General features: G+C 63.4%; 19 protein-coding genes. 11 read left to right on the top strand and 8 right to left on the bottom strand.

Features of this window, described 5'->3' with window-relative positions:
- The first annotated feature begins 36 nt into the window (after positions 1–36).
- From C2H86_RS21995 to C2H86_RS21970, 6 genes are all read left to right on the top strand, one after another.
- Positions 37–1131 carry a hypothetical protein gene (locus C2H86_RS21995; protein WP_159409803.1) on the top strand — a complete coding sequence of 365 codons (1095 nt, stop codon included), beginning with the start codon at positions 37–39 and terminating at the stop codon, positions 1129–1131.
- A 204-nt stretch (positions 1132–1335) separates the two neighbouring features.
- Positions 1336–1980, top strand: a complete 645-nt coding sequence (locus C2H86_RS21990; RefSeq protein WP_430738600.1) for a sel1 repeat family protein — start codon at positions 1336–1338, stop codon at positions 1978–1980.
- Between the two features lie 93 nt (positions 1981–2073).
- Positions 2074–2775: an AzlC family ABC transporter permease gene (locus tag C2H86_RS21985; protein WP_159409801.1), complete on the top strand. Its 702-nt coding sequence runs from the start codon at positions 2074–2076 to the stop codon at positions 2773–2775.
- The gene (locus C2H86_RS21980) at positions 2772–3086 is read left to right on the top strand and encodes an AzlD domain-containing protein (RefSeq protein WP_027919859.1); all 315 of its coding nucleotides are present in this window, start codon (positions 2772–2774) and stop codon (positions 3084–3086) included. The genes C2H86_RS21985 and C2H86_RS21980 overlap by 4 nt, the downstream gene beginning before the upstream one ends.
- Positions 3083–3916, top strand: a complete 834-nt coding sequence (locus C2H86_RS21975) for an AraC family transcriptional regulator (protein ID WP_159409800.1) — start codon at positions 3083–3085, stop codon at positions 3914–3916. Before C2H86_RS21980 ends, C2H86_RS21975 begins: the two co-directional genes overlap by 4 nt.
- Before the next feature lie 73 nt (positions 3917–3989).
- Positions 3990–4217, top strand: coding sequence for a hypothetical protein (locus tag C2H86_RS21970; protein WP_012313790.1), 228 nt, complete (start codon positions 3990–3992; stop codon positions 4215–4217).
- A gap of 48 nt (positions 4218–4265) precedes the next feature.
- On the opposite strand, the gene C2H86_RS21965 is transcribed toward C2H86_RS21970, so the two are convergent.
- The 5 genes from C2H86_RS21965 to C2H86_RS21945 form a co-directional block, all read right to left on the bottom strand.
- A complete protein-coding gene (locus C2H86_RS21965) occupies positions 4266–4748 on the bottom strand; it encodes a copper chaperone PCu(A)C (protein ID WP_159409799.1) in 483 nt (160 codons plus the stop codon).
- Positions 4749–5357 carry an SCO family protein gene (locus C2H86_RS21960; RefSeq protein ID WP_060511040.1) on the bottom strand — a complete coding sequence of 203 codons (609 nt, stop codon included), beginning with the start codon at positions 5355–5357 and terminating at the stop codon, positions 4749–4751.
- A 197-nt stretch (positions 5358–5554) separates the two neighbouring features.
- Positions 5555–6139: a Fe-S biogenesis protein NfuA gene (gene nfuA / locus C2H86_RS21955; RefSeq protein ID WP_027919855.1), complete on the bottom strand. Its 585-nt coding sequence runs from the start codon at positions 6137–6139 to the stop codon at positions 5555–5557.
- 58 nt (positions 6140–6197) lie between these two features.
- Positions 6198–7232: an acyltransferase family protein gene (locus tag C2H86_RS21950; RefSeq protein ID WP_159409798.1), complete on the bottom strand. Its 1035-nt coding sequence runs from the start codon at positions 7230–7232 to the stop codon at positions 6198–6200.
- Positions 7233–7339: 107 nt separating this feature from the next.
- Positions 7340–9640 carry a fatty acid cis/trans isomerase gene (locus tag C2H86_RS21945; protein ID WP_159412974.1) on the bottom strand — a complete coding sequence of 767 codons (2301 nt, stop codon included), beginning with the start codon at positions 9638–9640 and terminating at the stop codon, positions 7340–7342.
- Between the two features lie 189 nt (positions 9641–9829).
- On the opposite strand from C2H86_RS21945, the gene metH reads away from it, so the two are divergent.
- Together metH and C2H86_RS21935 are read left to right on the top strand one after the other, a co-directional pair.
- Positions 9830–13537, top strand: a complete 3708-nt coding sequence (metH, locus tag C2H86_RS21940) for a methionine synthase (protein WP_159409797.1) — start codon at positions 9830–9832, stop codon at positions 13535–13537.
- Positions 13538–13645: 108 nt separating this feature from the next.
- Complete coding sequence (locus C2H86_RS21935; protein ID WP_103448030.1) at positions 13646–13864, top strand: DUF2970 domain-containing protein; 219 nt, start codon at positions 13646–13648, stop codon at positions 13862–13864.
- A 277-nt stretch (positions 13865–14141) separates the two neighbouring features.
- On the opposite strand, the gene C2H86_RS21930 is transcribed toward C2H86_RS21935, so the two are convergent.
- Positions 14142–15218 carry an ABC transporter substrate-binding protein gene (locus tag C2H86_RS21930; RefSeq protein WP_159409796.1) on the bottom strand — a complete coding sequence of 359 codons (1077 nt, stop codon included), beginning with the start codon at positions 15216–15218 and terminating at the stop codon, positions 14142–14144.
- A gap of 214 nt (positions 15219–15432) precedes the next feature.
- On the opposite strand from C2H86_RS21930, the gene C2H86_RS21925 reads away from it, so the two are divergent.
- Both C2H86_RS21925 and C2H86_RS21920 read left to right on the top strand, forming a co-directional pair.
- Positions 15433–17085 (top strand): nitrite/sulfite reductase, encoded by a 1653-nt coding sequence (locus C2H86_RS21925; protein ID WP_159409795.1) that lies wholly within the window; start codon positions 15433–15435, stop codon positions 17083–17085.
- A complete protein-coding gene (locus tag C2H86_RS21920) occupies positions 17069–17563 on the top strand; it encodes a DUF934 domain-containing protein (RefSeq protein ID WP_159409794.1) in 495 nt (164 codons plus the stop codon). The genes C2H86_RS21925 and C2H86_RS21920 overlap by 17 nt, the downstream gene beginning before the upstream one ends.
- Before the next feature lie 67 nt (positions 17564–17630).
- Here C2H86_RS21920 and C2H86_RS21915 read toward each other — a convergent pair whose 3' ends face one another.
- The gene (locus tag C2H86_RS21915) at positions 17631–22127 is read right to left on the bottom strand and encodes an NEL-type E3 ubiquitin ligase domain-containing protein (RefSeq protein ID WP_159409793.1); all 4497 of its coding nucleotides are present in this window, start codon (positions 22125–22127) and stop codon (positions 17631–17633) included.
- Between the two features lie 289 nt (positions 22128–22416).
- Between C2H86_RS21915 and dkgB the strand changes: the two genes are divergently transcribed.
- The gene (dkgB, locus tag C2H86_RS21910; protein ID WP_159409792.1) at positions 22417–23220 is read left to right on the top strand and encodes a 2,5-didehydrogluconate reductase DkgB; all 804 of its coding nucleotides are present in this window, start codon (positions 22417–22419) and stop codon (positions 23218–23220) included.
- Between the two features lie 43 nt (positions 23221–23263).
- Here dkgB and C2H86_RS21905 read toward each other — a convergent pair whose 3' ends face one another.
- Positions 23264–23737: a sn-glycerol-3-phosphate transporter gene (locus tag C2H86_RS21905; RefSeq protein ID WP_159409791.1), complete on the bottom strand. Its 474-nt coding sequence runs from the start codon at positions 23735–23737 to the stop codon at positions 23264–23266.
- Positions 23738–23803 lie beyond the last annotated feature (66 nt).

Below are 23803 nucleotides of genomic sequence, written 5' to 3'. Positions count from 1 at the left end.
CCGGCACCGCCACACGCCAGACGAGAAGGAGCGCCCATGGCACCGTCCGTAACCGCCACGCACGTCCAGGGCCTCGCTTCGCCACTGCATCATGACTACCAGCGCTTTCTGCTGCTGGGCAACCGCCGCGCACCGCACACCCTGCATGTGCACGAAAGCGGCTATCGCTCCGGCACCATCAACACCGATGCCTTTGGCCTGCGCTACAGCCATTGCGCGGGCAAGCGCTACTCGGCAGCCGAACGCGGCAGTGCACCGCGCATCAACCTGCTGGTCGGCGGTTCGACCGCCCTGGGAATCGGCGCCAGCTCCGATGAACATACGGTGGCCTCGCACCTGTCGATGCTCACCGGTGAGGTATGGCTGAGCCTGGCCGGCTGCGGGCTCAATGCCAGCCAGGAACTGCTGCTGTTCCTGACCCACCAGCACCGCCTGGGCGAAGTGGGCCATGTGGTACTGCTCAGCGGCCTCAACACCTTGGCCCATGAAGCCCTCGGCGAAGTCCTGGCCGGCCCGCACGACCCACAACAGGCCAAGGCTCACCAGGCTTACTTGAACAGTTTCAACGAAGGCATGCCACCTGTAGGTCCGGCTCGCCGCGAGTCGTTCTGGCAGCGCCTGGGCCAGGCACTGGCACCACGGCGTCACCAACCTGCCCCCAACTGGTCGCTATCCGCCCCGGAAGAACGCCTGGCCCGGGCGGCCGACAGCATCGGCCGCACCTTGCGCCAATGGGAACGCATGCTGGCTGACAGCCACGCCACCCTGACCTTCATCCTCCAGCCCCTGCTGCCCTGGTGCCGGGAAACCCTGCCGGCGGGTGAACAGGCGATGCTGGCCGCCCTCAAGCAACAACCGGGGAATTTCGATCGCCTGCTCGACGGTGCATTCGACAGCCAACTGCACATGGCTTTCTTCCGTCGCATCAAGAGCCAGGCTGACCCCGTGCCCTGCTACGACATGAACTGCATGCTCAGCAGCTCGCTGGTATTCGGTGCCGATCTGTTCGTCGACCGCCTGCACCTGAACGACCTGGGCAACAATGCCCTGGCGAAGGTGATCACCGCCAAGCTGGGGCTGGCCCAGGAACGACACGCCCAGCGCAAGGTCACACCGATCAAGCTCGTCTGACAGACGAGCGACGGGGTTTCGGTTTCGGGCCACGCTTGGCTAGAATACCCCGTCGTTCCGATTCGCCCGAGGCGTACGCGAAGTTGTGATCAATCATCAAGCCGCTCTCCCGTACCTGGCAGCCTGCCGGCCCCGTTCATTGCGCGAGGCACGCCGGTGAGCCGCGTCGTTCGGGCATCAGCACTGCTCATCGCGCTGGCCCCGATGGCCGCAAACGCACTCGAAGTACGTATCGATCCACATGCCGACCTGCTTTACCGCCAGGCGCTGCCGCTGCTGGAGCAGGCCGACACGCCAGATGACAACGGCCCCCTGCGCACCGCCATGGGCGTCGACCCGGAGCTCAACCGCCAGGGCCGGGCGCTGGCACACACCCTGCCAACGGCAGTGGCCCTGCTGAAAAAGTCGGTGGAGCTTGGCCACCCGGTGGCGCAGTATCGCCTGGCGCTGTACTACACCACCTATCTGCCTGCAGCACAGATCGCCGATGCCGCCTGCCCGCTGCTGGAGGCCAGCCTGAGCCAAGGTTTTGCACCGCCGGCTACAGCGATTGCGACCTGGTGCCCAAACTACAATGCCAGTCCGGCTTACCGCGAAGCCCTTGAAGCGATCCCGAGCATGGCGACCCTGTATGCGCCCTACTACCCGCAGCCAGCCACCCGTCTGGCCTGCAGCCGCAGCCACCCGCAGGGGTTGGAGATGCAATGGGGGCGCCAGCGCGACTACCAGGCCGAGGTTTACCGGCTGCTGGGCGATCTCGATCCACAGCATCGCCAGGCACTGCTGCAGAAAGCCGTGGACATCAACGGCTGTGTGGCGGCGCAGAGTCGGCTGACCAGCCAGCGCTAAACGTTGCAGGCGGCAAACAAGCAAGATCGTTCAAGCCACCCACCCTACGGCTCTGTCATGCTGCGCTACCTTGCAAAATGTGTCGCAGCCATCATGCCCAGCAGTCAGCCCATCGCCCGCCAAGCCTTCCTGCACGGCGCCATCGCCATCCTGCCGCTGTCCCTGGCTGTCGCCCCCTGGGGCCTGCTTGCCGGCTCCATGGCCATCGAGGCCAACCTCAGCGCCTGGCAAGGCCAGGGCCTGTCGGCGATCGTCTTCGCCGGTGCCGCGCAGTTGGTGGCCATCGGCATGCTCAAGGGCGGCGCCAACCTGCTGTCGATCCTGCTCACGACCCTGCTGCTGACGTCCCAGCACCTGCTCTATGGCCTGTCCATGCGCCCTGTGCTGTCCAGCCAGCCGTTGCGCTGGCGACTGGGGCTGGGCTTCCTGCTCACCGACGAATTCTTCGCCCTCACCAGCCACTACGACCAGCAGCAGTTCAACCGCTGGTACGCCCTGGGTGTGGGCCTGACTTTCTATGTCGCGTGGAACCTGTTTACCCTGGCCGGCATCGTGCTGGGCCAGAACATCCCGCACCTCGACCAGCTCGGCCTGGACTTTTCCATCGTCGCCACCTTCGTCGCGCTGATCGCGCCACTGGTGCGCAACCTTGCCACCGTGGTGTGCGTGGCGGTGTCGCTGTTCTGCTCGGTGCTGTTCAGTCACTGGCACTGGGAAACCGCCTTGGTCGCCGCCGGCCTGCTGGGCATGGCTGCCGGCTTCGTCTGCCAGAAACTCACCGGAGGCCGCCCATGATCTGGCTGCTGATCTTCGCCATGGGCGCCGTGGTATTCCTCAACCGCTACGCCTTCCTGGAACCGCGCCTGCCCTTGCGCCTGAGCTCGAACGCCCGGCAGTTCCTCGGCTTTGCCGTGCCCGGCATGCTCACTGCAATCTGTGGGCCGATCATCTTCCTGCCCGGCCACCAGCTCGACCTGAGCCCGCTCAACCCCTACCTGCTCGGCGCGCTGGTGGCCGTTGCGCTGGTGCTGTTGACCCGCAGCGTATTGCTGAGCATGCTGGTGAGCATGTTGATCTTCTTCCTGCTGCGCAGCTGGCTGGCATGAGCACGCCCCTGCGCGAACAGACCCACCTCTGGCAGGCGCCGGCCCTCGGCGACGTCGAGATGCTGCACGCGCGCTACTTCCAGCAGCGCTTCGCCCCGCATGTGCATGAAGGCTATGTGTTCACTGTGATCGAGTCGGGCGCGCAACGCTTCTGGCACCGCGGCAGCGAGCACCTGGCGCCGGTCGGCAGCATGGTGCTGATCAACCCGGACGAACTGCACACCGGCGCCACCGCCCACGAAGCCGGCTGGCGCTACCGCGGTTTCTATCCGGAGCATGAGCGGGTGACCGGCGTGCTCGACGAACTGGAACTGGGCCGGCACGGCATGCCGCGCTTCAAGGACAGCGTGATCCAGGACCCGGCCCTGGCCCGGGCCTTCAGCCAACTGCACCAGCTGTCGGAAGCCGGCGCCAGCGCCCTGGAGCAACAGACCGCCTGGCGCCAGGCGGTGCTGGCACTGGTGCAGCGCCACGGCCACTGCCCCGAACCCACGGCCCCCGGCAACGAACCGCTGGCGGTAGCGCGTGCGCGGGAGCTGCTGGAAAGCCAGTTGGCGGACCCGCCGTCACTGGAGGCCCTGGCAGCTGCGGTCAATCTTTCGCCATTCCACTTTGCCCGGGTGTTCCGCCAGGCCACCGGCCTGCCGCCCCATGCCTGGCTGAAGCAACGGCGCCTGGCGCGGGCACGGGAATTTCTGAAAAGCGGCCTGGCGGCCTCTGACGTGGCCTTTACCCTGGGTTTTGCCGACCAGAGCCACTTGAGCCGGCAGTTCAAGCAGGCCTTTGGCGTGACGCCGGGCGCCTATCGCAGCGCCTGCCTGCACAGCTAGCGCCTGCGACGCCAGGCCTCAGGCAAGCTGGCCAGCCACTGCTACACTGACAGAGCAGAACGGAGGATCTGTCATGTCCGAAAGAGAGCTCACCACCCTGATATCGCTGATGAACCAGCGCCAAGCCTGCCTGAGCAGTGCCTGCAAGGAAATTGCCGACTGGATCGACCGCCAGGGCGATGTGCCCGCTGCGGGGAAGATCCGCGCCAGCCTCAAGGCGCTGGAGGCCGATGAGGCCCAGGTCCGCAAGACGCTGACCTCACTGACCCTCGAAAGGCCGCTGCCACGCTTCCGTAGCTGAAGCTCGCAGCACAATGAAGAAGGGCCGCTTATGCGGCCCTTTCGTCGGTCAGTGGTTCATGTGCATGTGGTCATGCCCACCGCCGGCCTCGGCGTTGAGCGGGCGCACTTCTGCCTGCACCTCGACGGTTTCCTTGGCGCCCTTGGCATCTTCGATGGTCAGGGTCAGCGGTACCTTCTCGCCCTCTTTCACCTGCTGGGTCAGGCCCATCAGCATCACGTGGTAGCCATTGGGGTCCAGGCTCACCGGCTTGCCCGCAGGCAGTTCCACGGCCTTCACTTCCTTCATGCCCATCACATCGCCGTTCATGGTCATTTCGTGCACCTGCACGGTCTTGGCCACTGGCGAAGCCACGCCGACCAGCTTGCTGTCGGTGCTGGCGGTCAGGGTCATGAAGGCGCCAGTGGACGGCTGGTGCGGCACGCTGGCGCGTACCCAGGCGTCGCTCACGGTGGTCTGCGCCAGGGCCGGCAGGGCCAGGCCCATCAGTACCAGGGCGGCCAGGCCGCGCTTGATTGGTTGCATCGACATTCAGCAAATCTCCATCAGGGTAGCCAGGTCTTCAGCGCATTCCTTGGCATTCAGCGAATGGCCCAGGCTCAGGCGCAGGGTGCCACGAGTATCGTAGACGTAGCTGGTGGACGAGTGAGAGATGGTGTAGGTGTCACCGGCCGGGACCTTTTCGTAGAACACCTTGAACTCCTTGGCCACCGCGGCGATTTCTTCCGGGGTGCCGGTCAGGGCGGTGAACGACGGGTCGAAGGCCTTGACATAGGCATCCAGTACCTCGGGGGTGTCCCGCTCCGGGTCCAGCGTGATGAACACCACCTGGAAGATCTCGCGGTCGCGGCCCCTGAGCAGCTTCTTGATCTGTGCCGCACGCGCCAGGGTAGTCGGGCAGACGGCCGGGCACTGGGTGAAACCGAAGAAGATCATCGGCATGCTGCCGTAGAAGCTCGACAGGGTGCGAACGTTGCCCTGGGGGTCCTTGAGGCTGAACTTGCGCCCAAGGATTTCGTTGCTCATGTTCTTGCCGTACTTGAACTCGAGCCCCCGGGCCGGGTTGCAGCCTGCCAGCAGGCCAAGCCCGAGAACGCCCATCCCGGCGACAACCGCGCGCCGGGTAAACTGATCATTCATGAAACCATCCTTTAGCGGGAAGGTGCCGGCCCTCGGGACGGGCCGGCCGAAAAACCGGGGCATTCTGGCATGACACCCCGCGGGCTTCTACCCGACCAAGCCGGTGATGGCCCGCAGCCCTTTGAATACGGGCTGCGGCCTGTTGTCGCAGGGGTTGAAACCGTAACACTTTGTTGCTAGGCCTTGACCTGGAAAGATCAGTAGTAGGCGTTCTCTTTCTGGGTGTGGTCAGTCACGTCACGCACGCCCTTGAGCTCCGGAATGCGCTCGAGCAGGGTGCGCTCGATGCCTTCCTTGAGGGTTACGTCGGCCTGGCCGCAGCCCTGGCAGCCGCCACCGAACTGCAGCACGGCGATACCGTCGTCGACCACGTCCACCAGGCTCACCTGACCGCCGTGGCTGGCCAGGCCCGGGTTGATCTCAGTCTGCAGGTAGTAGTTGATACGCTCGTTGATCGGGCTGTCCTCGTTGACCATCGGCACCTTGGCGTTCGGCGCCTTGATGGTCAGCTGGCCACCCATGCGGTCGGTGGCGTAGTCGACCAGCGCGTCTTCCAGGAACGGCACGCTGACCGCGTCGAGGTAGGCGGTGAAACTCTTCAGGCCGACCGGCTCGTCGTCGGGCTTCTCTTCGCCCGGCTTGCAGTAGGCGATGCAGGTCTCGGCGTACTGGGTGCCCGGCTGGGTGATGAAAATACGGATGCCAATGCCAGGCGTGTTCTGCTTGGAGAGCAGATCGGCCAGGTAATCATGGGCGGCGTCAGTAATGGTTATAGCGCTCATGGAAGTTCCTCACAGACTTGCGGCCAAGTGTACGCCAACCTGGCCTTTGTACAAAGTCCTAGTATTTGACTCGGGAAAGCGCAAATTCGCGAGTTTGCTCCCGTGGCGCCGCCAGCCAGGCCTGCATCCGCCGGTACAGGCCGCGCTCCAGCCACTGATAGCTGAACCACGACATTAGTCCAATGGACGGCACGCACACGGCGAACACCAGGTACGGGTTCAGGTGCAGGCGCTGGCTGGCGAACCAGCCGGCATACAGCACCAGCACGTGGATCAGGTACACCGAATAGGAGCAGTCGCCCATCGCCTTGAGCAGGCGGTTGCCCTTGAAGAAAGGCTCCAGGGCGATGAACGCCAGCACGATCATGGCGCTTGGCACGCCCCAGTGCAGCAGGCGCTGCGAAGCGTCCAGATGATAAATTGCATAACCGGCCACGCCGAGCACGGCCAGTGGCAACCACAGGCCCTCGCGGATCAGGCCGCGGCGCTGGATCACGCCCAGGCCGATGCCCAGCAGGAATTCGTAGATGATGTCGTTGCTGTAGAAGCGGCTGAGCACGCCCATGCGGCCGAGCACTTCACTGACCAGCAACAGTGCAGCGGTCACCAGCAGCAGGTGGTGGCGCTGGCGTACCAGAAAGGCCAGGCCGAACAACAGGTAGAAGAACATCTCGAAATTCAGCGTCCAGCCTACGTTCAGGGTCGGATACAAACCGTAACCGCCGGGGTTTTCCGCCGGGATGAACAGCAGCGACAGCAGCAGGTGATGCCAGTTGAAGGCCTGGTGCGGCATCCACTGGCTGAAGGCCAGCAGCAGCGCCGCCATCAGCGCGGTGTAGAACCAGTAGGCGGGGACGATGCGCAGGGCCCGGTTGAGCAGAAACTGGCGTGGTTCGATGGGTTTGTCGCGGGTCGACAGGTAGATCACCAGCCCGCTGATGACGAAGAAGATGTCGACGCCTACGGCGCCACGGTCGGTGAGCAGCTGGCCAATGGGGCCGGTGGCATGGAAGTCGAAGAAGATCTGCATGAAGTGGTGGCAGACCACCACCCAGGCGGCGAACGCCCGCAGTGCCTGAAGCGAATACAGCATGGAATACCCTGCGATTGCCGGTGCATTGAGGCCCGGAGGCTATTAACAGCCCCCGGGCCACCTACCGTTTCCGACCGCAGTGCATTGGCAAAGGTCAACCGACCCGATCAGAGGTTCTCGTAGCGGTTCATGTCCAGCACCCCGTCCTCCACCGGATCGGTTTCCTTGATGTAGGTGCTGAGGTCATGGAAGTAGCGCCAGAACTCCGGGTGGCTGCGGCGCACGCCCCAGCGCATGACGATGCGCTCGAACTTCGCCGGGTCATCCTTGGCATACTCCATGTCCTCGACGAACTCCGGCACATCCTTGGCCGGGATGTTGAAGATGAAGTTCGGGTAGCTGCTGAGCACACCCGGGTACAGGGTCAGGGTGTCCAGCCCCGGCTGGTAGCGGTACGCCTCGCCGAGCAGGAACGCCACGTTGCTGTGCGCGCGGTTGCGCAGCAGGCTGTAGACCTGGCGCTGGCCGCCCTCGCCTTCGATGCGCAGCATGGTCGCTTCGGGCAGCTGGCTGATCACCTTCAGGCCGGCGGCCGGGCGTGACACCAGGCGGCTGAGCGACTGCTCGACGTTGCGGAACTCCTCGTTCATCTGCGGCCGCGAGCAATAGGCGCCGGTGCAACGATTGATCGGGTCCGGCGCGGCGTTCAGGCTGCCGGTGCGTTGCAGCAGTTTCAGGCCGAAGTCGCGCTTGGGGTCGCGCGGGTCGAGCTTGATGCCGCTTGGCGTGTCGGTGTCGATGTCCTCGTAGTCCAGCCACATCTTCACCTTGCCGCTGTTCTGGTACCAGCTGCCGAGGATATTGCCACGCTGGTCGGCCGGCATCAGGCGCAGGAAGTTGACCTCGGCGCCATTGCGGATCAGGTCGAAGTACAGGCGCGTCTGCAGCTGGTGCGAGACGTTGCCGTACACATCGAAGTTGACCGCCAGCTGGTAATAGGTGCGCTCGAACAGCGGGTAGTCGAACAGCCACACGGTCAGCGGCACGTCGCCAATCAGGCCCTTGGTCACCGAGGCGCTGTCGAAATGGCGGAAAATGCTCAGCAGTGCATTGTCGTTGCCGGCCCACAGGGTTGCCCAGCCGGGCGCCGGCATTTCGGCATAGGCCTCGCGGCGCAGTTTTTCGTACTCGTTGCGCTTGTCGCGGTAGGCATGCCACAGGTTCAGCACGCTGCCGACGTCATCGATCTGCCCTGGCATGGCCAGCAGCGGCGTGGCTTCGCCGCGGTACTTGGCATCGGTGATGTAGCGGTCATGGGCCGGTTCCTGGAACAGCGCCCAGAAATTGTCGCGGATCACATCGGTGGCAATCTGCCCGCGGCACACCGGCCCACGAATGAAGGTACGCACGAAGTACTCGGCGTTATCCAGCATGAACTGGTAGCGCGCCACCGCCGGGATCGCCTCGAAGGTTTCGAACGGGTTGGCCCGGTGGCGTGGGCCGTAGCCCGGCAGCGCGGTGGCATGCCAGTCGCCGGCGTAGAACAGCTGCTTCACGCGCTTGAGTTTCTGCGGCCCCATCGGGTAGGTGATGTGGGTCTTGTGCACGATCACGCCCTGCACCGGGATCAGCCGGTAATAGAAGTCGGTGCCTGGCGGGTCGTTGGGGCGGCGCGTGGCGATGATGTCGACCGGTTTGCCGCTAGGCGTGCGCGAGCGTACCCACTGGAAGAAGTGGCCCTGCTCGCCGCCAACGAAGTAGATGTGCGCCAGGAACAGGTGCTCGTACAGCCAGCGGGCGACCAGCGCCTCGGTGGAGCCCGGACGGTTGAGCAATTCTTCCCAGTCGGCGATCTGCCTGGCCTCGGCCGCGCTTGGCTGGATCGGCTGGTACTCGACCGGCGCGCCGGCAGCCAGCCAGCGGCGCATGGTGTCGTATTCCTTGTCGGTCAGGCCGGTCACCGCCAGCGGCATGCCCTCCTTGGGGTGGGCGCCGGCATAGGCGTCGAACTCTTCAGGCAGAGGGCACATGTTGTTGCGGTTGAGCCCCAGAACAATCTCTTCAGGCAGCTTGGCATTGGGCGTGAGCGGAGTCTTGTGCCCAAGTTCGAGCATGCGCGCCATCAGTGCCGCCTGGCTGCCCTGGTTGTCGAGCACCGAATAGAAGCCCTTCTTGCGCCATTCATCTTCACTGTGGGCGTCGTAGAACAACCGCGTGGGGGGCACGGCCTTGCTCCGTTCGCCCTGGTAAACCGGCACCTTGGTGGCACCGCGCACCGCGCCTTCGGGGCTTTCCAGCTTGAGCTGGCAGGCGGCGTCGTTGCAGGCGTGGCAGGCCACGCATTTCTCGGTAAAGATCGGCTGGATGTCCCGGGTGTAGGAAATGGCCGGGCTCGATTGGGGGGCCTGTCCGAACGCCACGCTGCTGATGAGCAGGGCGAAGACGCTGACAAGGATACGATGCACCATGTGCGGAAAGTCCTGGGTATTGAAAGCCATCACGATTTGCCTGGTCGTCCTTGGGTGCTCTGTTTGCATAGCTTGCACAACGCCCGCCCAACATGAACAGAATTCATGCAAATGGGCAATACGCCTAAAAACCGCGCAGCTTTGTTATGATTCGGCACCTTCTGATATTTGCCCGACCAGGTAGTTCCTATGTCCGACCGCAGCGCTCGTCTTCAAGCACTCCAGCACGCACTCAAAGAGCGCATCCTGATCCTCGACGGCGGCATGGGTACTATGATCCAAAGCTATCGCCTCGAGGAACACGACTATCGTGGCACGCGCTTCGCCGATTGGCCAAGCGACGTGAAAGGCAACAACGACCTGCTGCTGCTCAGCCGCCCGGACGTGATCGCCGCCATCGAGAAGGCCTACCTGGATGCCGGTGCCGATATCCTCGAAACCAACACCTTCAACGCCACGCAGATTTCCCAGGCCGACTACGGCATGGAGTCGCTGGTCTACGAGCTGAACGTCGAGGGTGCCCGCGTCGCCCGCCAGGTGGCCGACGCCAAGACCCTGGAAACCCCGGACAAGCCGCGCTTCGTCGCTGGCGTGCTCGGCCCGACCAGCCGTACCTGCTCGATCTCCCCGGACGTCAACGACCCCGGTTACCGCAACGTCACCTTCGACGAACTGGTCGAGAACTACATCGAGGCCACCCGCGGCTTGATCGAGGGCGGCGCCGACCTGATCCTGGTCGAGACCATCTTCGACACCCTCAACGCCAAGGCGGCAATCTTTGCCGTGCAGCAGGTGTTCGAGGACGACAACGTCGAACTGCCGATCATGATCTCCGGCACCATCACTGATGCCTCCGGCCGTACCCTGTCGGGCCAGACCACCGAAGCGTTCTGGAACTCGGTGCGCCACGCCAAGCCGATTTCCGTGGGCCTGAACTGCGCCCTCGGCGCCAAGGACCTGCGCCCGTACCTGGAAGAGCTGGCGACCAAGGCCGACACCCACGTGTCCGCCCACCCCAACGCCGGCCTGCCGAATGCCTTCGGTGAGTACGACGAGACCCCGGCCGAGATGGCCGCAGTGGTCGAGGAGTTCGCCGCCAGCGGTTTCCTCAACATCATCGGCGGTTGCTGCGGCACCACCCCGGGCCACATCCAGGCCATCGCCGAGGCCGTGGCCAAGTACAAACCGCGTGAAATCCCGGAAATCGCCAAGGCCTGCCGCCTGTCGGGCCTGGAGCCGTTCACCATCGATCGCCAGTCGCTGTTCGTCAACGTCGGCGAGCGCACCAACATCACCGGTTCCGCCAAATTCGCCCGGCTGATCCGTGAAGAGAACTACACCGAAGCCCTGGAGGTCGCCCTGCAGCAGGTCGAGGCTGGCGCCCAGGTGATCGACATCAACATGGACGAAGGGATGCTCGACTCCCAGGCCGCCATGGTCCGCTTCCTCAACCTGATCGCAGGTGAGCCGGACATCTCCCGCGTGCCGATCATGATCGACTCCTCCAAGTGGGAAGTGATCGAAGCGGGCCTGAAGTGCATCCAGGGCAAGGGCATCGTCAACTCGATCTCCATGAAAGAAGGCGTCGAGCAGTTCAAGCACCACGCCCGCCTGTGCAAGCGCTATGGCGCCGCGGTGGTGGTGATGGCCTTCGACGAGGTCGGCCAGGCCGACACCGCCGCGCGCAAGAAGGAAATCTGCCAGCGCAGCTACGACATCCTGGTCAATGAAGTGGGCTTCCCGCCGGAAGACATCATCTTCGACCCGAACATCTTCGCCGTTGCCACCGGCATCGAAGAGCACAACAACTACGCCGTCGATTTCATCGAGGCCTGTGCCTACATCCGCGATCACCTGCCCCACGCACTGAGCTCGGGCGGCGTGTCCAACGTGTCGTTCTCGTTCCGCGGCAACAACCCGGTGCGCGAGGCGATCCACTCGGTCTTCCTCTACCACGCGATCCAGAACGGCCTGACCATGGGCATCGTCAACGCCGGCCAGCTGGAGATCTACGACGAGATCCCGGCCGCGCTGCGCGAGAAGGTCGAGGACGTGGTGCTCAACCGCACCCCGCACGGCACCGACGCCCTGCTGGCGATTGCCGACGACTACAAGGGTGGCGGCGCCACCAAGGAAGTGGAAAACGAAGAATGGCGCTCGCTGCCCGTTGAAAAGCGCCTGGAGCACGCGCTGGTCAAGGGCATCACCGCCTTCATCGTCGAAGACACCGAAGAATGCCGCCAGCAGTGCGCACGCCCGATCGAGGTCATTGAAGGCCCACTGATGAACGGCATGAACGTGGTGGGCGACCTGTTCGGCGCCGGCAAAATGTTCCTGCCGCAAGTGGTCAAGTCGGCCCGTGTGATGAAGCAGGCCGTGGCGCACCTGATCCCGTTCATCGAAGCCGAAAAAGGCGACAAGCCGGAAGCCAAGGGCAAGATCCTCATGGCCACGGTCAAGGGTGACGTGCACGACATCGGCAAGAACATCGTCGGCGTGGTACTGGGCTGCAACGGCTATGACATCGTCGACCTTGGCGTGATGGTGCCGGCCGAGAAGATCCTGCAGACTGCCCGCGAACAGAAGTGCGACATCATCGGCCTGTCCGGCCTGATTACCCCGTCGCTGGACGAGATGGTCCACGTCGCCCGCGAAATGCAGCGCCAGGACTTCCACCTGCCGCTGATGATCGGTGGCGCCACCACCTCCAAGGCACACACCGCGGTCAAGATCGAGCCCAAGTACAGCAACGACGCCGTGGTCTACGTCACCGACGCCTCGCGTGCGGTGGGTGTGGCCACCCAGCTGCTGTCCAAGGAACTCAAGCCCGGCTTCGTCGAGAAGACCCGCCAGGACTACGTTGAAGTGCGCGAGCGCACCGCCAACCGCAGCGCCCGTACCGAGCGCCTGAGCTACGCCAAGGCCATCGCCGCCAAGCCACAGTACGACTGGGCCGGCTACCAGCCAGCAGTGCCCTCCTTCACCGGCGTCAAGGTGCTGGAAGACATCGACCTGCGCACCCTGGCCGAGTACATCGACTGGACGCCGTTCTTCATCTCCTGGGACCTGGCCGGCAAGTTCCCGCGCATCCTCACCGACGAAGTGGTCGGCGAAGCCGCCACCGCGCTGTACAAGGATGCCCGCGAGATGCTCGACAAGCTGATCGACGAGCAGCTGATCAGCGCCCGCGCGGTGTTCGGCTTCTGGCCGGCCAACCAGGTCGCCGATGACGACATCGAAGTCTACGGTGAGGACGGCCAGGCCCTCGCCACCCTGCATCACCTGCGCCAGCAGACCATCAAGCCCGATGGCAAGCCGAACCTGTCCCTGGCCGACTTCGTCGCGCCAAAGGCCAGTGGCGTCACCGACTACGTCGGCGGCTTCATCACCACCGCCGGCATCGGTGCCGAGGAAGTGGCCAAGGCTTACCAGGACAAAGGCGACGACTACAGCTCGATCATGGTCAAGGCCCTGGCCGACCGCTTGGCCGAGGCCTGTGCCGAGTGGCTGCACGAGCAGGTGCGCAAGGAGCACTGGGGCTATGCCCGCGACGAGCAGCTGGACAACGAGGCGCTGATCAAGGAGCAGTACAGCGGCATCCGCCCTGCCCCGGGCTACCCGGCCTGCCCGGACCACACCGAGAAGGAAACCCTGTTCCGCCTGCTCGATGGCACCGCCATCGGCGAAACCGGGCCGAGCGGCGTGTTCCTGACCGAGCACTTCGCGATGTTCCCGGCGGCAGCGGTCAGCGGCTGGTATTTCGCCCACCCGCAGGCGCAGTACTTTGCCGTGGGCAAGGTCGACAAGGACCAGATCGAGCGTTACAGCGCGCGCAAGGGGCAGGACATCAGCGTGAGCGAACGCTGGCTGGCGCCTAACCTGGGTTACGACAGCTAAGACCGCACTGGCCTCTTCGCGGGCGTGCCCGCGAGGAGGCCGGCACAGACAACCTCTCACCCATTGCCTACACTGTCCCTGATTGCCTCTGATTCTTCAGGAGCCACCATGGACGATTCCAGCCAAGGCAAGCCCCCAACCTTCTGGCAGATGCTGCACAGCATCCTCGCCGCCGCCTTCGGCGTGCAGAGCGGCAAGAACCGCGCCCGCGACTTCACCCACGGCAAGGCCAGCCATTTCATCGTGATGGGCACCCTGTTCACCCTGGTGTTCATCGCCGTGCTGATCGGCCTGGTGCAATTGGCGCTGCACCTCACTGCCCACTGAGCGCTCCACAAAAAGTAAAACGCCTGCGGGTTTCCCTCCCGCAGGCGTTCTGGCGGCATCACGGTCTTGAGATTCAAGTCACTGGTGGCTGACCCAATACACGGCAGTGACCACCACCAGGACGATCAGGCAGAGGATCGCCCAGGCATCGACACTGCTGTCAGCTTTGCGGACCTTGGTAGAGTTTCCCATTGCATTGCCTCTTGTAGTGGTTATGGGAATGCACTTCACCACCAGCAGTTAAGACGAGCAATGCCCTTCTCTCAAGCAAGGTCTTTCAATAGTCGACGGGTGACGTCAGAAACGGGTACTGGTAGCTCGGCGGGCGCCCTTCGGCGCTGTAATGCTGGAAATCGACGCCGTAGTCGTCCCGTTCCAGCAGCTTCAGCCATCGCCGCGCCTTGGCCTGGTCGATCGACTGCAGCACTGGCAGCGTGTGCTCTCGCTTGCCGTCGCGATTCACCTCCAGGCCCTGGGCATCGTCGTGCAGCATGACCATGGCCCAGCCACCCAGCGTGGTATGCCCGCCCATCAGCACGCCCAGGCGCCCATCGATACGGGCGCGCAGGGCTTGCGCTGAACTGTTGACGGCGGCGAACACCACATCGCGCCCAGGCTTGCGCCCGGCCTCCTCGAACGCCTGCATCGCACCCAGGGCCATCTGGTCGTTGGCCGCCCACACCAGCCGGGTCTTCGGGTAGCGCTGCAGCAATTGCTGCGCCTGCTCGTAGGCGCGCTCACGGTTCCAGCCGCCGTACACCACCTGGCGCAGGCGCACCTGAGGAAAGTCGGCCAATGCCCGGCGCATGCCCGCTTCTCGCAATTGTGAAGCCGGAGTGGTCTTGACCCCGGCAAAGGCCACCAGGTCGATCGGCTCATTGTCACGCGGCAGCAAGGCGACCATCTCGTGCAACATGCGAAAGCCCGCCTGCTCGTCATTGGCAGTCAAGGTGCCGAGTATCTGCCCGTACCTGTCGGGCTGGGCCTGGATGCTTCTGGCCTGGGTGGCGGTGAGGCCGTTATTGACCAGGAACAGCTTGACCCCGGTGCCCTGTGACAGGCGGATGATCTCCGGCGCAACATACTGCTCATTGACCAGCACCAGGTAGTCCGGCCGCTGCGGGCCCTTGAGAATGGCCCGCGCCTGGCTCATCGCCAGCGCTGCATCGCGCTCGCTGTACTCCACCCGCAGCGACATGCCCAGCTCATCTGCAGCAGCCTGCATGAAACGCGAGTAGTTGGTCCAGAATGTCTCGTCCGACAGGCCAGGATTGAGAAAGACCACCGAGGCGGCCTGGGCGGAGGCTGCCAGTGGCAGGCCCAGGCACAAGCTTTGGCAAAGCGCCTTGAGCATGCGGATACACCCTTTGAAACAAACCGCCGAGTATAAACCTGTCGCACACAGGGGTACCAAATGGCAGTCAGTCTCACTTAGTTCTTTTGGTTCTTTTCATATGCAAAAACATCACTTTAGCGCATAAACCCAACCTGCTATCGTTCCCCGGCTCCGAACCGGAGTGCGCGGCCGTGCGCGCGAATAGCTGCATGCAGCCTGAGACAGGACTTTTATGTACGTATACGACGAGTACGATCAGCGGATCATCGAGGACCGCGTCAAGCAGTTCCGGGATCAGACCCGCCGCTACCTGGCCGGTGAGCTGAGCGAAGAAGAATTCCGCCCTCTGCGCCTGCAGAACGGCCTCTATATCCAACGTTTCGCGCCGATGCTGCGTGTCGCCGTTCCGTACGGCCAGCTGAACGCCAACCAGGTTCGCACCCTGGCCAAGATCGCCCGCGACTACGACAAGGGCTATGCCCACATTTCCACCCGCCAGAACGTGCAGTACAACTGGCCGGCGCTGGAAGACATCCCGGACATCCTCGCCGAGCTGGCCACCGTGCAGATGCACGCGATCCAGACCAGCGGCAACTGCCTGCGCAACACCACCACCGACCAGTTCGCCGGTGTTGCCGCGGATGAAATCGTCGACCCGCGCCCCTGGTGCGAAATCGTCCGCCAGTGGACCACCTTCCACCCGGAATTCGCCTACCTGCCGCGCAAGTTCAAGATTGCCATCAACGGCTCGAAGGAAGACCGCGCCGCCATCGAGGTGCACGACATCGGCCTGGAGCCGGTGCGCAACGCCGCTGGTGAGCTGGGCTTCCGCGTGCTGGTCGGTGGTGGCCTGGGCCGCACCCCGGTGGTCGGCTCGTTCATCAACGAGTTCCTGCCGTGGCAGGACCTGATCAGCTACCTCGACGCCATCCTGCGCGTGTACAACCGTTACGGTCGCCGTGACAACAAGTACAAGGCGCGGATCAAGATCCTGGTCAAGGCACTGACCCCGGAAGTGTTCGCCGAGAAGGTCGAGGCCGAAATGGCCCACCTGCGCGGCGGCAGCACTACCCTGACCGAAGCCGAAGTCCAGCGCGTCTCGCGCCACTTCGTCGACCCTGAGTACCTGGCCCTCGACAACGTCGACTACAGCGCCCAGGACGCCGAATTCCCAGGCTTCGCCCGCTGGCGCTCGCGCAACACCCGCGCCCACAAGCGCCCAGGCTACGTTTCGGTGACCCTGTCGCTCAAGCCGACCGGCGTTGCTCCTGGCGACCTGACCGACAAGCAGCTGGACGCCGTGGCGGACCTCGCCGAGCGCTACAGCTTCGGCTTCCTGCGCACCTCCCACGAGCAGAACATCATCCTCGCCGACGTCGAGCAGCGCCAGCTGCACGCGCTGTGGATGGAACTGCGCGAGGGCGGCTTCGCCACGCCGAACATCGGCCTGCTGACCGACATCATCTGCTGCCCGGGCGGTGACTACTGCTCGCTGGCCAACGCCAAGTCGATCCCGATCGCCGAATCCATCCAGCGCCGTTTCGACGACCTGGATTACCTGTTCGACATCGGCGAGATCGACCTGAACATCTCTGGCTGCATGAACGCCTGCGGCCACCACCACGTCGGCCACATCGGCATCCTCGGGGTGGACAAGAAGGGCGAGGAGTTCTACCAGGTATCGCTGGGCGGCAATGCCGCGCGCGACGCAAGCCTGGGCAAGATCCTCGGCCCGTCCTTCGCCCAGGATGACATGGCCGATGTGATCGAGAAGCTGATCGCCGTGTACGTCGAACGACGTACCGAGGAAGAGCGTTTCATCGACACCTACCAGCGTATCGGCATCGACCCCTTCAAGGAACGCGTCTATGCAGCGAATCATTAAGAACAACCAGATCGTCGACGAAACCTGGCACCTGCTGCCCAAGGACTTCTCGTTCGACGAGCTGAGCAACTGCGACGACTACATCGTCCCGCTGCAAATGTGGCGCGACCATGCCCACGTGCTCAAGGCCCGCGACGGCGGCCTGGGCGTGTGGCTGGACAGCGACCAGGAAGCGGAAGAAATCGGCGACGACGTGCAGCACTTCCAGGTCATCGCCCTGAACTTCCCGGCCTTCACCGACGGGCGCAGCTATTCGAATGCGCGCCTGCTGCGTGACCGCTACGGCTACAAGGGCGAGCTGCGCGCCATCGGCGACGTGCTGCGCGACCAGCTGTTCTTCATGGCCCGCTGCGGCTTCGACGCGTTCGCCATCCGTGCCGACAAGGACCCGGAAGACGCGCTGCAGAGCCTGAAGGACTTCTCGGTGACCTACCAGGGCGCCACCGACGAGCCGCTGCCACTGTTCCGCCGCCGCTGATCGTGCAAACCAGAAAGCCCGCCATGGCACAGGTGTCAGGCGGGCTTTTCACCTTTTGCCAGAGGCGTCAGTGGGGCATACCGCGCTGGTAGGCCGCACGGGTCAATGTCAGGAACAATTGACTCAGCCGGGCGTTGCGCTCGGCGGCCAAAGCGCCCGCTTGCTGGGCGAAGTCAGCGTCATCCTGATCCGCCAGTGCGTCCATGCGACCAGCGAACTCCTCATCCAGAGCGTTGAACTGCTGAGGGTATTGAGCCCAGAGATACGCCTGCCAGAAATCCCGTGACATCAGCGACTCACTCAACGATTCGACATCCTCGCCAGCCAGTACCTGGGTGAGCGCGCTTTGAATGTCAGCCGCAGAAACCTGAGCGACTTGCCGATAGTGCATCTGATCTGCCTGCATGGGCAGCGCCAGTGGCTCGGCCAGATCCTGACGATAGGCCATGATCACCTCCACGTCATCGTGCTCCACGCCTTGTTCCTCAAGGCGTCTCAGGTGTTCAAACGCCACCCGGTTCACCTGATCCAGGCGATACAGACCACGCCCGATTTCCAGGTACGCTGCCTGGGACTCGGATGCTGCCACGCCGGCCAGTCGTTGGGTAACCATGACGCGGATCTCCAACATATTGAGCAGCAGCAGACGCTGGTCTGCGCACGTGGGGCCCGTGTCCGCCTCTGCAAACACGACCTGGCGCAATTGCTCATCGAGTTCGCAGGCATCGAGCAACGCCCAGACCCGAGCTCTGATCCGTTCCGGATGCCTGAAAAATTCTCTCGACCGAGCCAAATCGTTCAAAAAGTCCCGCAGAGGCAAGGCGTCCGGCTCAGCTACCAAGCGCTGCCACTGCGCTTGCCGCTGAGCAAGCGCATCCCCTTGCAACCCATTCAACCAGATACCACCCTCGGCAGGCCCACCGATGGCGTATGTTCTCTGTCGTATCTGAGGTACTGGCAATCCAGCTTCAGGGGCAGCCATTCGCGCGAGGGTGCCTTCCGACAACGGGTTGTAATCGAGGTTGATCTGCGCACCATGGCGGCGCACGGCCCGCACCGCCTCATCGCTCAGCTCTGCGATCTGGTTACCTTCGAGGGTCAAGTGCATGGCAGGATGCTGCCGGAACAAGGCGACAGGGAATTCCGTGAGACCTGCAAAACGCAATGACACCCGCTCCAAGGCAACATTGTTCGGCAGGGATCGCAAGTCGCTTGGCGGGTTGTGGCTCAGCACCAGGACCTGCAGCCGGTACAGCCGGGCGAGGCGAGTACGCCCCAGCGCATCGACCACAATCCTGTTGTTTTCCAGGTTCAACACCCTGATCTGGCTTAGCCGGCCCAACACCTCGGGCACTGTGGTGAGCTGATTGTGGGCGAGGTCCAGTTGCGTCAGACGGCTCAGCCGTGACAACGCCTCTGGCAAGGATGACAGCCGGTTGTTGCGAAGACTCAGCTCTCGCAGCTGGTCCAGGGTCAATAGCCAGTCTGGAACAGTGGTGATGCCACTGTCGATCAGACTCAAATGGCGCACACCACCCAAACGGCTTGCCAACCGGGCATCGAATTGGGCGAGGTCGATGTTGCGCAAGGTCAAGCGGGTCAAACGGCTCCACCCGACCGCGTCTGGAAGATCCGGCAGCCCACCGGGGGTCTGCCCGTCCAGATCCAGCGCAAAGGCAGGCGTCTCGCCACTCAACTCAGGCTGCCAGGCTTCGAAAATCTCCTGCGCCACGCGCGAACGCTGCTCATCCAGGCCGCGCCAGAGGGACAAGCTGCGGCGCAGTGCCCTTACCTGTATCACCAGCTCGCGGTAAGCAGGCCAGGGATCATGGGCCTGATGGCCACCGAGCGCTCGTAGGTAGCCTTGCAAGGTCGCCTCATCGCGGGTCGGGAACAGTTGACGCAACCCTTGCTCCAGAGAGCCTGGATGGGCTTCGTCACCCTCGATCTGCGACGGCAGGTCCTCACCCGCCAGTTGATTGTGGGTTCCGCCACTCAATGGATAGCCCAGGCGACCATCCCCTTGCTTCACCGGGGGCTTCAACCCCCTGGGCAGCGGTGGCAGCCCGATCAGTTGCGCCGCGATGTCACGCTGAGAGAAAGCACGCTGGCTGAGCCAATCTGCCAACTGCGCAGGTGATTGGCCAGCCCCCTGCAGCCCGCCTTTCTGTTGCCCGTCCATCTGCACCAGCAGGGCCTTGTACAAGGTGTCCCCCAACGCGTCGTTGGTAAGCAGACTTCCTGTGCTGTCAAAAGACCGATAGGTTGCCCCCTCACGCACGATCACCCGCACCTGCCTGGCGGAATCGGCGCCTGCCCGGGCGACCACCCTGCCCTCGCTATCGTGCAGTTCCAACCTGACACCCTGTGGCCACGGCGCGGCATCCGCCAACAGGCCGATTGCCAACCGCTCGGTATCGGCGTTGACGGCCGCTGTCTGCCGAAGCCCCGCACAGGCCCTGTCGACCCGGCTGTCACGCAGAAACCAGCGAGCCTCACCTGCAAGCGCCATAGGCACTTTCTGCCGTTCGATCATCGACTGAACAACGTTTGGATCGGCACGGCCGACAATTTCGCCAGCGCCGCGCCCGGTCAACCCGGGGAAGGCGTTCATCAGTACCCGTTGTGCAGGCGTCGGCTCGTCGGACTGTTGCCTCAGACGTGTCTCGAAGGCCTGCCCTTGAAGGGCTGGCTCCTGCTGATGCAGCTGCTGGCGCTGCAGCGCATCCAGCAGACGCGCGGGTGCGGGCATGTTTTCAAGGTGCAGCCAGCGCAAGCGCGCCTCGTCGAAACCCGTGGCTAGCAGTACATCGTGAAGAGCCTCGTGAGGCACCTCGTCCAGCTCGCTGCTCAGGCGCCGGAACAGCAGTGATTCACCCTGCCATTGTTGCGGTGCCTCGAACTCGTGCCGCCAGCCCCCGGCACCGTTGTGTATCAAACTTGGCGAGTAGGCACTGGATCGGGTCGGATGCTGGATGGACAGCGCCTGCGTCAGTGGGTCCTGGGTGACCCGATACGTACCGCCAGCGGTGCGCAGATATTCCTGGCCAGGCTCACCGCGCCGTTCTCCGACAGACAAGCTATCGTCAAGCACATCGTAACCCGGCAGCTCCGGATGGATCAGCCTGAGCTGGCTCTCGTTGATCGGCACGGGTATCAGCTGCTTTACCACCGAGGCACTTTTCAACAGACGCTGACCCGCAACACCCACCCCTACCCCAACGCCGACCAGGGCAACGCTCTCGGCAACCCCCAACAGGTGCTCGAGCGCGGCCTGACGATCACCGAGCTGCCAGTCTGCCCACCCTTCGTATACCCCATCCATCACTTCATAGGCCGCCACAGCCAGCAGAGGCAAGCCAAGCCAAGGCACCAGCAGGCTCGCCAAGCCAAGCGCCGAGAGGCCCGCGTCCACATAAAAGTGCAAACGCAGGTCCCGCTCCATGCTGTCCTTGTCGGCTGTCGGCGGGGCCAACTCCAGGGCATTTTCGAACAGCGTGTCGATCTGCACCTTGCACATGTGCTGGAACGGCTCGGCTACCTGGGGGCCTGGGCGCCCATCGAGTTCGACCGCTTCATACGCCGCACGGCTCGTGCTGGCCTTGCCCAACGCACGGGAAAACGCGATGCGATCACGCTCGCCAATGAAGCGTTGAAAGAACTCGGCATAACCTGGCAGACGGAACAGCTTCCCAAGTGTGGCAAACAGCGATTGCCAGTTTTCATACCACGTGACCGCACCCTGCTCATCACCCGGAATCCAGCACACCACGCCCTCGAGCGGTGCGTCGCTGCGCCCTGAACGTCGTACCTCAAAGGCCATTGCGCCCCGCACTTCCTTGCCCAGGACACGCCAGCTCCTGGCCACCAGCCTCACTTCCTCGCTCGCATCGCGCCCAGTAGCGTCCTGAATCGTGGAGGGTGAAATGATGGGAAGGAACCCGCTCAGTGTCCCTCGAGCGATTTCGCCCTTCAAATCCGCCAGCCGTAGCTCAGCTTCCAACGTGGACCGGTACCCTTGCTCGATCAGGTGATCAACGGCCTGCCCCGGCGCCTTCAGCTGTTGTGCAAGGTATTGCTGATAGCGTTTGCCAAGATCGAGCGCGCGACACAGCGCGGCAAACGCCGCTGGCGCAAGGGCGATGGGTGCTCCGTCAGGGTCCAGGAGCCGTGCGCCCGGCATGGAAGCCGCTTCGTCAGCGGTGAAGTTGTGCAAGGCGGCCTGCAGCAAGGAATGCTCGAATATCTGCCTCGTGGGCTTGCCCAGCACGGCTGCCACCGCACCGGGAAGTACCACTTCGAAATGGATGCGAGCCTTGCGCACATCCACTGTGACCTGATGCAAGTCGCTTAGCTGCTGCTCCAGCAGCGGCCCGGCAAAATCATCCAGGCTGGTGACACTTGCGTAAAGCTGCTGTACCGCCTGCTGCGCCTGCATCTGAGTGGCCAGGCTGGTGTTGAGTGCTGCCAATTGTGCTGATGTCGCACCTCGAAGCCATGTGGGGAGTTGCTTGGAGATGAGCTGATCCTGAAGAGAAAAGCCTGGGCTGATGGACGCTGTCATGGTGAACTCCAGATTGAGCAAGGAGCGCCATGACAACAGCGGGGAGGCGTCGGCATGTGTTACATATCGCGCTGGAAGCGCAAGGCAGGACCAGATGCTCCGAAGGCAGCCGCATTGCCACGCTTGCATGAGCCAACGGTGTATTCGTGACTTCCCGTCAAATGACCTTGGCTGTGCACTGCCTTAATCAAACATGGTGAAACCCGCACACTGCGCCCATTCGAAGATCGACCGCCACTGAGCGACCAGGCACAGTCCGGCGCACCTTTCACTCACCAGGAGCAGATTCATGAGCATTCCATCCTTTGGCCTCGGCACTTTCCGCCTGACCGGCCAAACCGTCATCGATTCGGTCAAGTCGGCCCTGGAACTGGGCTACCGGGTCATCGACACCGCGCAGATCTACCAGAACGAAGCCGAGGTCGGCCAGGCCATCTCCGAGAGCGGTGTGCCACGCAGCGAGTTGTTCATCACCACCAAGATCTGGGTTGATAACTACGCTGCGGACAAGCTCATCCCCAGCCTGCGCGACAGCCTGCAGAAACTGCGTACCGACTACGTCGACCTGCTGTTGATCCACTGGCCGGCCCCGGGCAACGGCGTTGAACTGGCCGAATACATGAAAGCCCTGGCTGAGGCCAAGAAGCTGGGCCTGACCCGTCAGATTGGCGTGTCCAACTTCAACATCGAGTTGACCAAGCAAGCCATCGCAGTGGTTGGCAAAAGCGAAATCGCCACCAACCAGATCGAGCTCAGCCCGTACCTGCAGAACAGCAAGCTGACCGCGTTCCTCAAGGACCAGGGCATTACCGTCACCTCCTACATGACTCTGGCCTATGGCAAGGTCCTGAAAGACCCAGTGCTGGCCGAGATCGCCAACAAGCACAAGGCCACGGTCGCCCAAGTCGCCCTGGCCTGGGCCCTGCAGCTGGGTTACGCGGTGATCCCGTCTTCGACCAAGCGCGAGAACCTGGCCAGCAACCTGCTCGCCCAGAGCCTGCGCCTGGATGCCGACGACATGGCGCGCATTGCCACGCTCGAACGCAATGGCCGCGAAGTCAGCCCCGCAAATCTGGCACCGGCCTGGGACTGAGGCACTGGCAGCGGGGGCTGCCTTGCAGTCCCCATGCTTCCCTTCAGAACCTCAGCCCTACGTTGATCATCCCCGCCGCCCCTCCCAGCACCACGAACTCAGCCCCCACCGGCCCCCAATGCACGCCGAACGACGGAATGATCACCGGCGCAACGCCGAAATGGTTCAACGGGATCTTGTCGTCATATTCGCCCTTGTAGCCCTCGATCAAACCTGCGCTCAGTTTGGCGTACACGGGATAGCGCTCGTGCTCCCAGACCTTGCCCAGGTAGGCGTAGTAGGAGCGCTGGGAGAACGAGTTCTTGAAGGTCGCCGCGCCCCACAACAGGCCGTCGGTGTAGATGCGCTCGATGCCGATCAGCTCCTGGTGGTTGTTGTGCTCCGGGTCGTGGGTCCAGTGCTTGGTATAGGCGCTGGTCTGCACATACCAATAGTCCCCCTCGCGCTCGCCTTCTTCGGCAATTGCGGCCAGACTCACTGCCAACAGCCCGATCGCTGCAATTGACGTCCCGTTCATGCTGAATGCCTTGCTGGACAATCCAGTGACACTAGCCGGGCTAACCTGATTGCGCCATTGAAAAAG

It is taken from the genome of Pseudomonas putida (assembly GCF_009883635.2).
In the GTDB taxonomy this organism is placed as follows: Bacteria; Pseudomonadota; Gammaproteobacteria; order Pseudomonadales; family Pseudomonadaceae; genus Aquipseudomonas; species Aquipseudomonas putida_W.
Note: the sequence above shows the minus strand (reverse complement) of the source record. Positions and strands in the feature narration are given on the sequence as shown.

Excerpts from the sequence above, each read along its gene's own strand:
- C2H86_RS21995 (WP_159409803.1), top strand. The coding sequence starts at position 37 with ATGGCACCGTCCGTAACCGCCACGCACGTCCAGGGCCTCGCTTCGCCA.
- C2H86_RS21990 (WP_430738600.1), top strand. The coding sequence starts at position 1,336 with ATGGCCGCAAACGCACTCGAAGTACGTATCGATCCACATGCCGACCTG.
- C2H86_RS21985 (WP_159409801.1), top strand. The coding sequence starts at position 2,074 with ATGCCCAGCAGTCAGCCCATCGCCCGCCAAGCCTTCCTGCACGGCGCC.
- C2H86_RS21980 (WP_027919859.1), top strand. The coding sequence starts at position 2,772 with ATGATCTGGCTGCTGATCTTCGCCATGGGCGCCGTGGTATTCCTCAAC.
- C2H86_RS21975 (WP_159409800.1), top strand. The coding sequence starts at position 3,083 with ATGAGCACGCCCCTGCGCGAACAGACCCACCTCTGGCAGGCGCCGGCC.
- C2H86_RS21970 (WP_012313790.1), top strand. The coding sequence starts at position 3,990 with ATGTCCGAAAGAGAGCTCACCACCCTGATATCGCTGATGAACCAGCGC.
- C2H86_RS21965 (WP_159409799.1), bottom strand. The coding sequence starts at position 4,748 with ATGTCGATGCAACCAATCAAGCGCGGCCTGGCCGCCCTGGTACTGATG.
- C2H86_RS21960 (WP_060511040.1), bottom strand. The coding sequence starts at position 5,357 with ATGAATGATCAGTTTACCCGGCGCGCGGTTGTCGCCGGGATGGGCGTT.
- nfuA (WP_027919855.1), bottom strand. The coding sequence starts at position 6,139 with ATGAGCGCTATAACCATTACTGACGCCGCCCATGATTACCTGGCCGAT.
- C2H86_RS21950 (WP_159409798.1), bottom strand. The coding sequence starts at position 7,232 with ATGCTGTATTCGCTTCAGGCACTGCGGGCGTTCGCCGCCTGGGTGGTG.
- C2H86_RS21945 (WP_159412974.1), bottom strand. The coding sequence starts at position 9,640 with ATGGTGCATCGTATCCTTGTCAGCGTCTTCGCCCTGCTCATCAGCAGC.
- metH (WP_159409797.1), top strand. The coding sequence starts at position 9,830 with ATGTCCGACCGCAGCGCTCGTCTTCAAGCACTCCAGCACGCACTCAAA.
- C2H86_RS21935 (WP_103448030.1), top strand. The coding sequence starts at position 13,646 with ATGGACGATTCCAGCCAAGGCAAGCCCCCAACCTTCTGGCAGATGCTG.
- C2H86_RS21930 (WP_159409796.1), bottom strand. The coding sequence starts at position 15,218 with ATGCTCAAGGCGCTTTGCCAAAGCTTGTGCCTGGGCCTGCCACTGGCA.
- C2H86_RS21925 (WP_159409795.1), top strand. The coding sequence starts at position 15,433 with ATGTACGTATACGACGAGTACGATCAGCGGATCATCGAGGACCGCGTC.
- C2H86_RS21920 (WP_159409794.1), top strand. The coding sequence starts at position 17,069 with ATGCAGCGAATCATTAAGAACAACCAGATCGTCGACGAAACCTGGCAC.
- C2H86_RS21915 (WP_159409793.1), bottom strand. The coding sequence starts at position 22,127 with ATGACAGCGTCCATCAGCCCAGGCTTTTCTCTTCAGGATCAGCTCATC.
- dkgB (WP_159409792.1), top strand. The coding sequence starts at position 22,417 with ATGAGCATTCCATCCTTTGGCCTCGGCACTTTCCGCCTGACCGGCCAA.
- C2H86_RS21905 (WP_159409791.1), bottom strand. The coding sequence starts at position 23,737 with ATGAACGGGACGTCAATTGCAGCGATCGGGCTGTTGGCAGTGAGTCTG.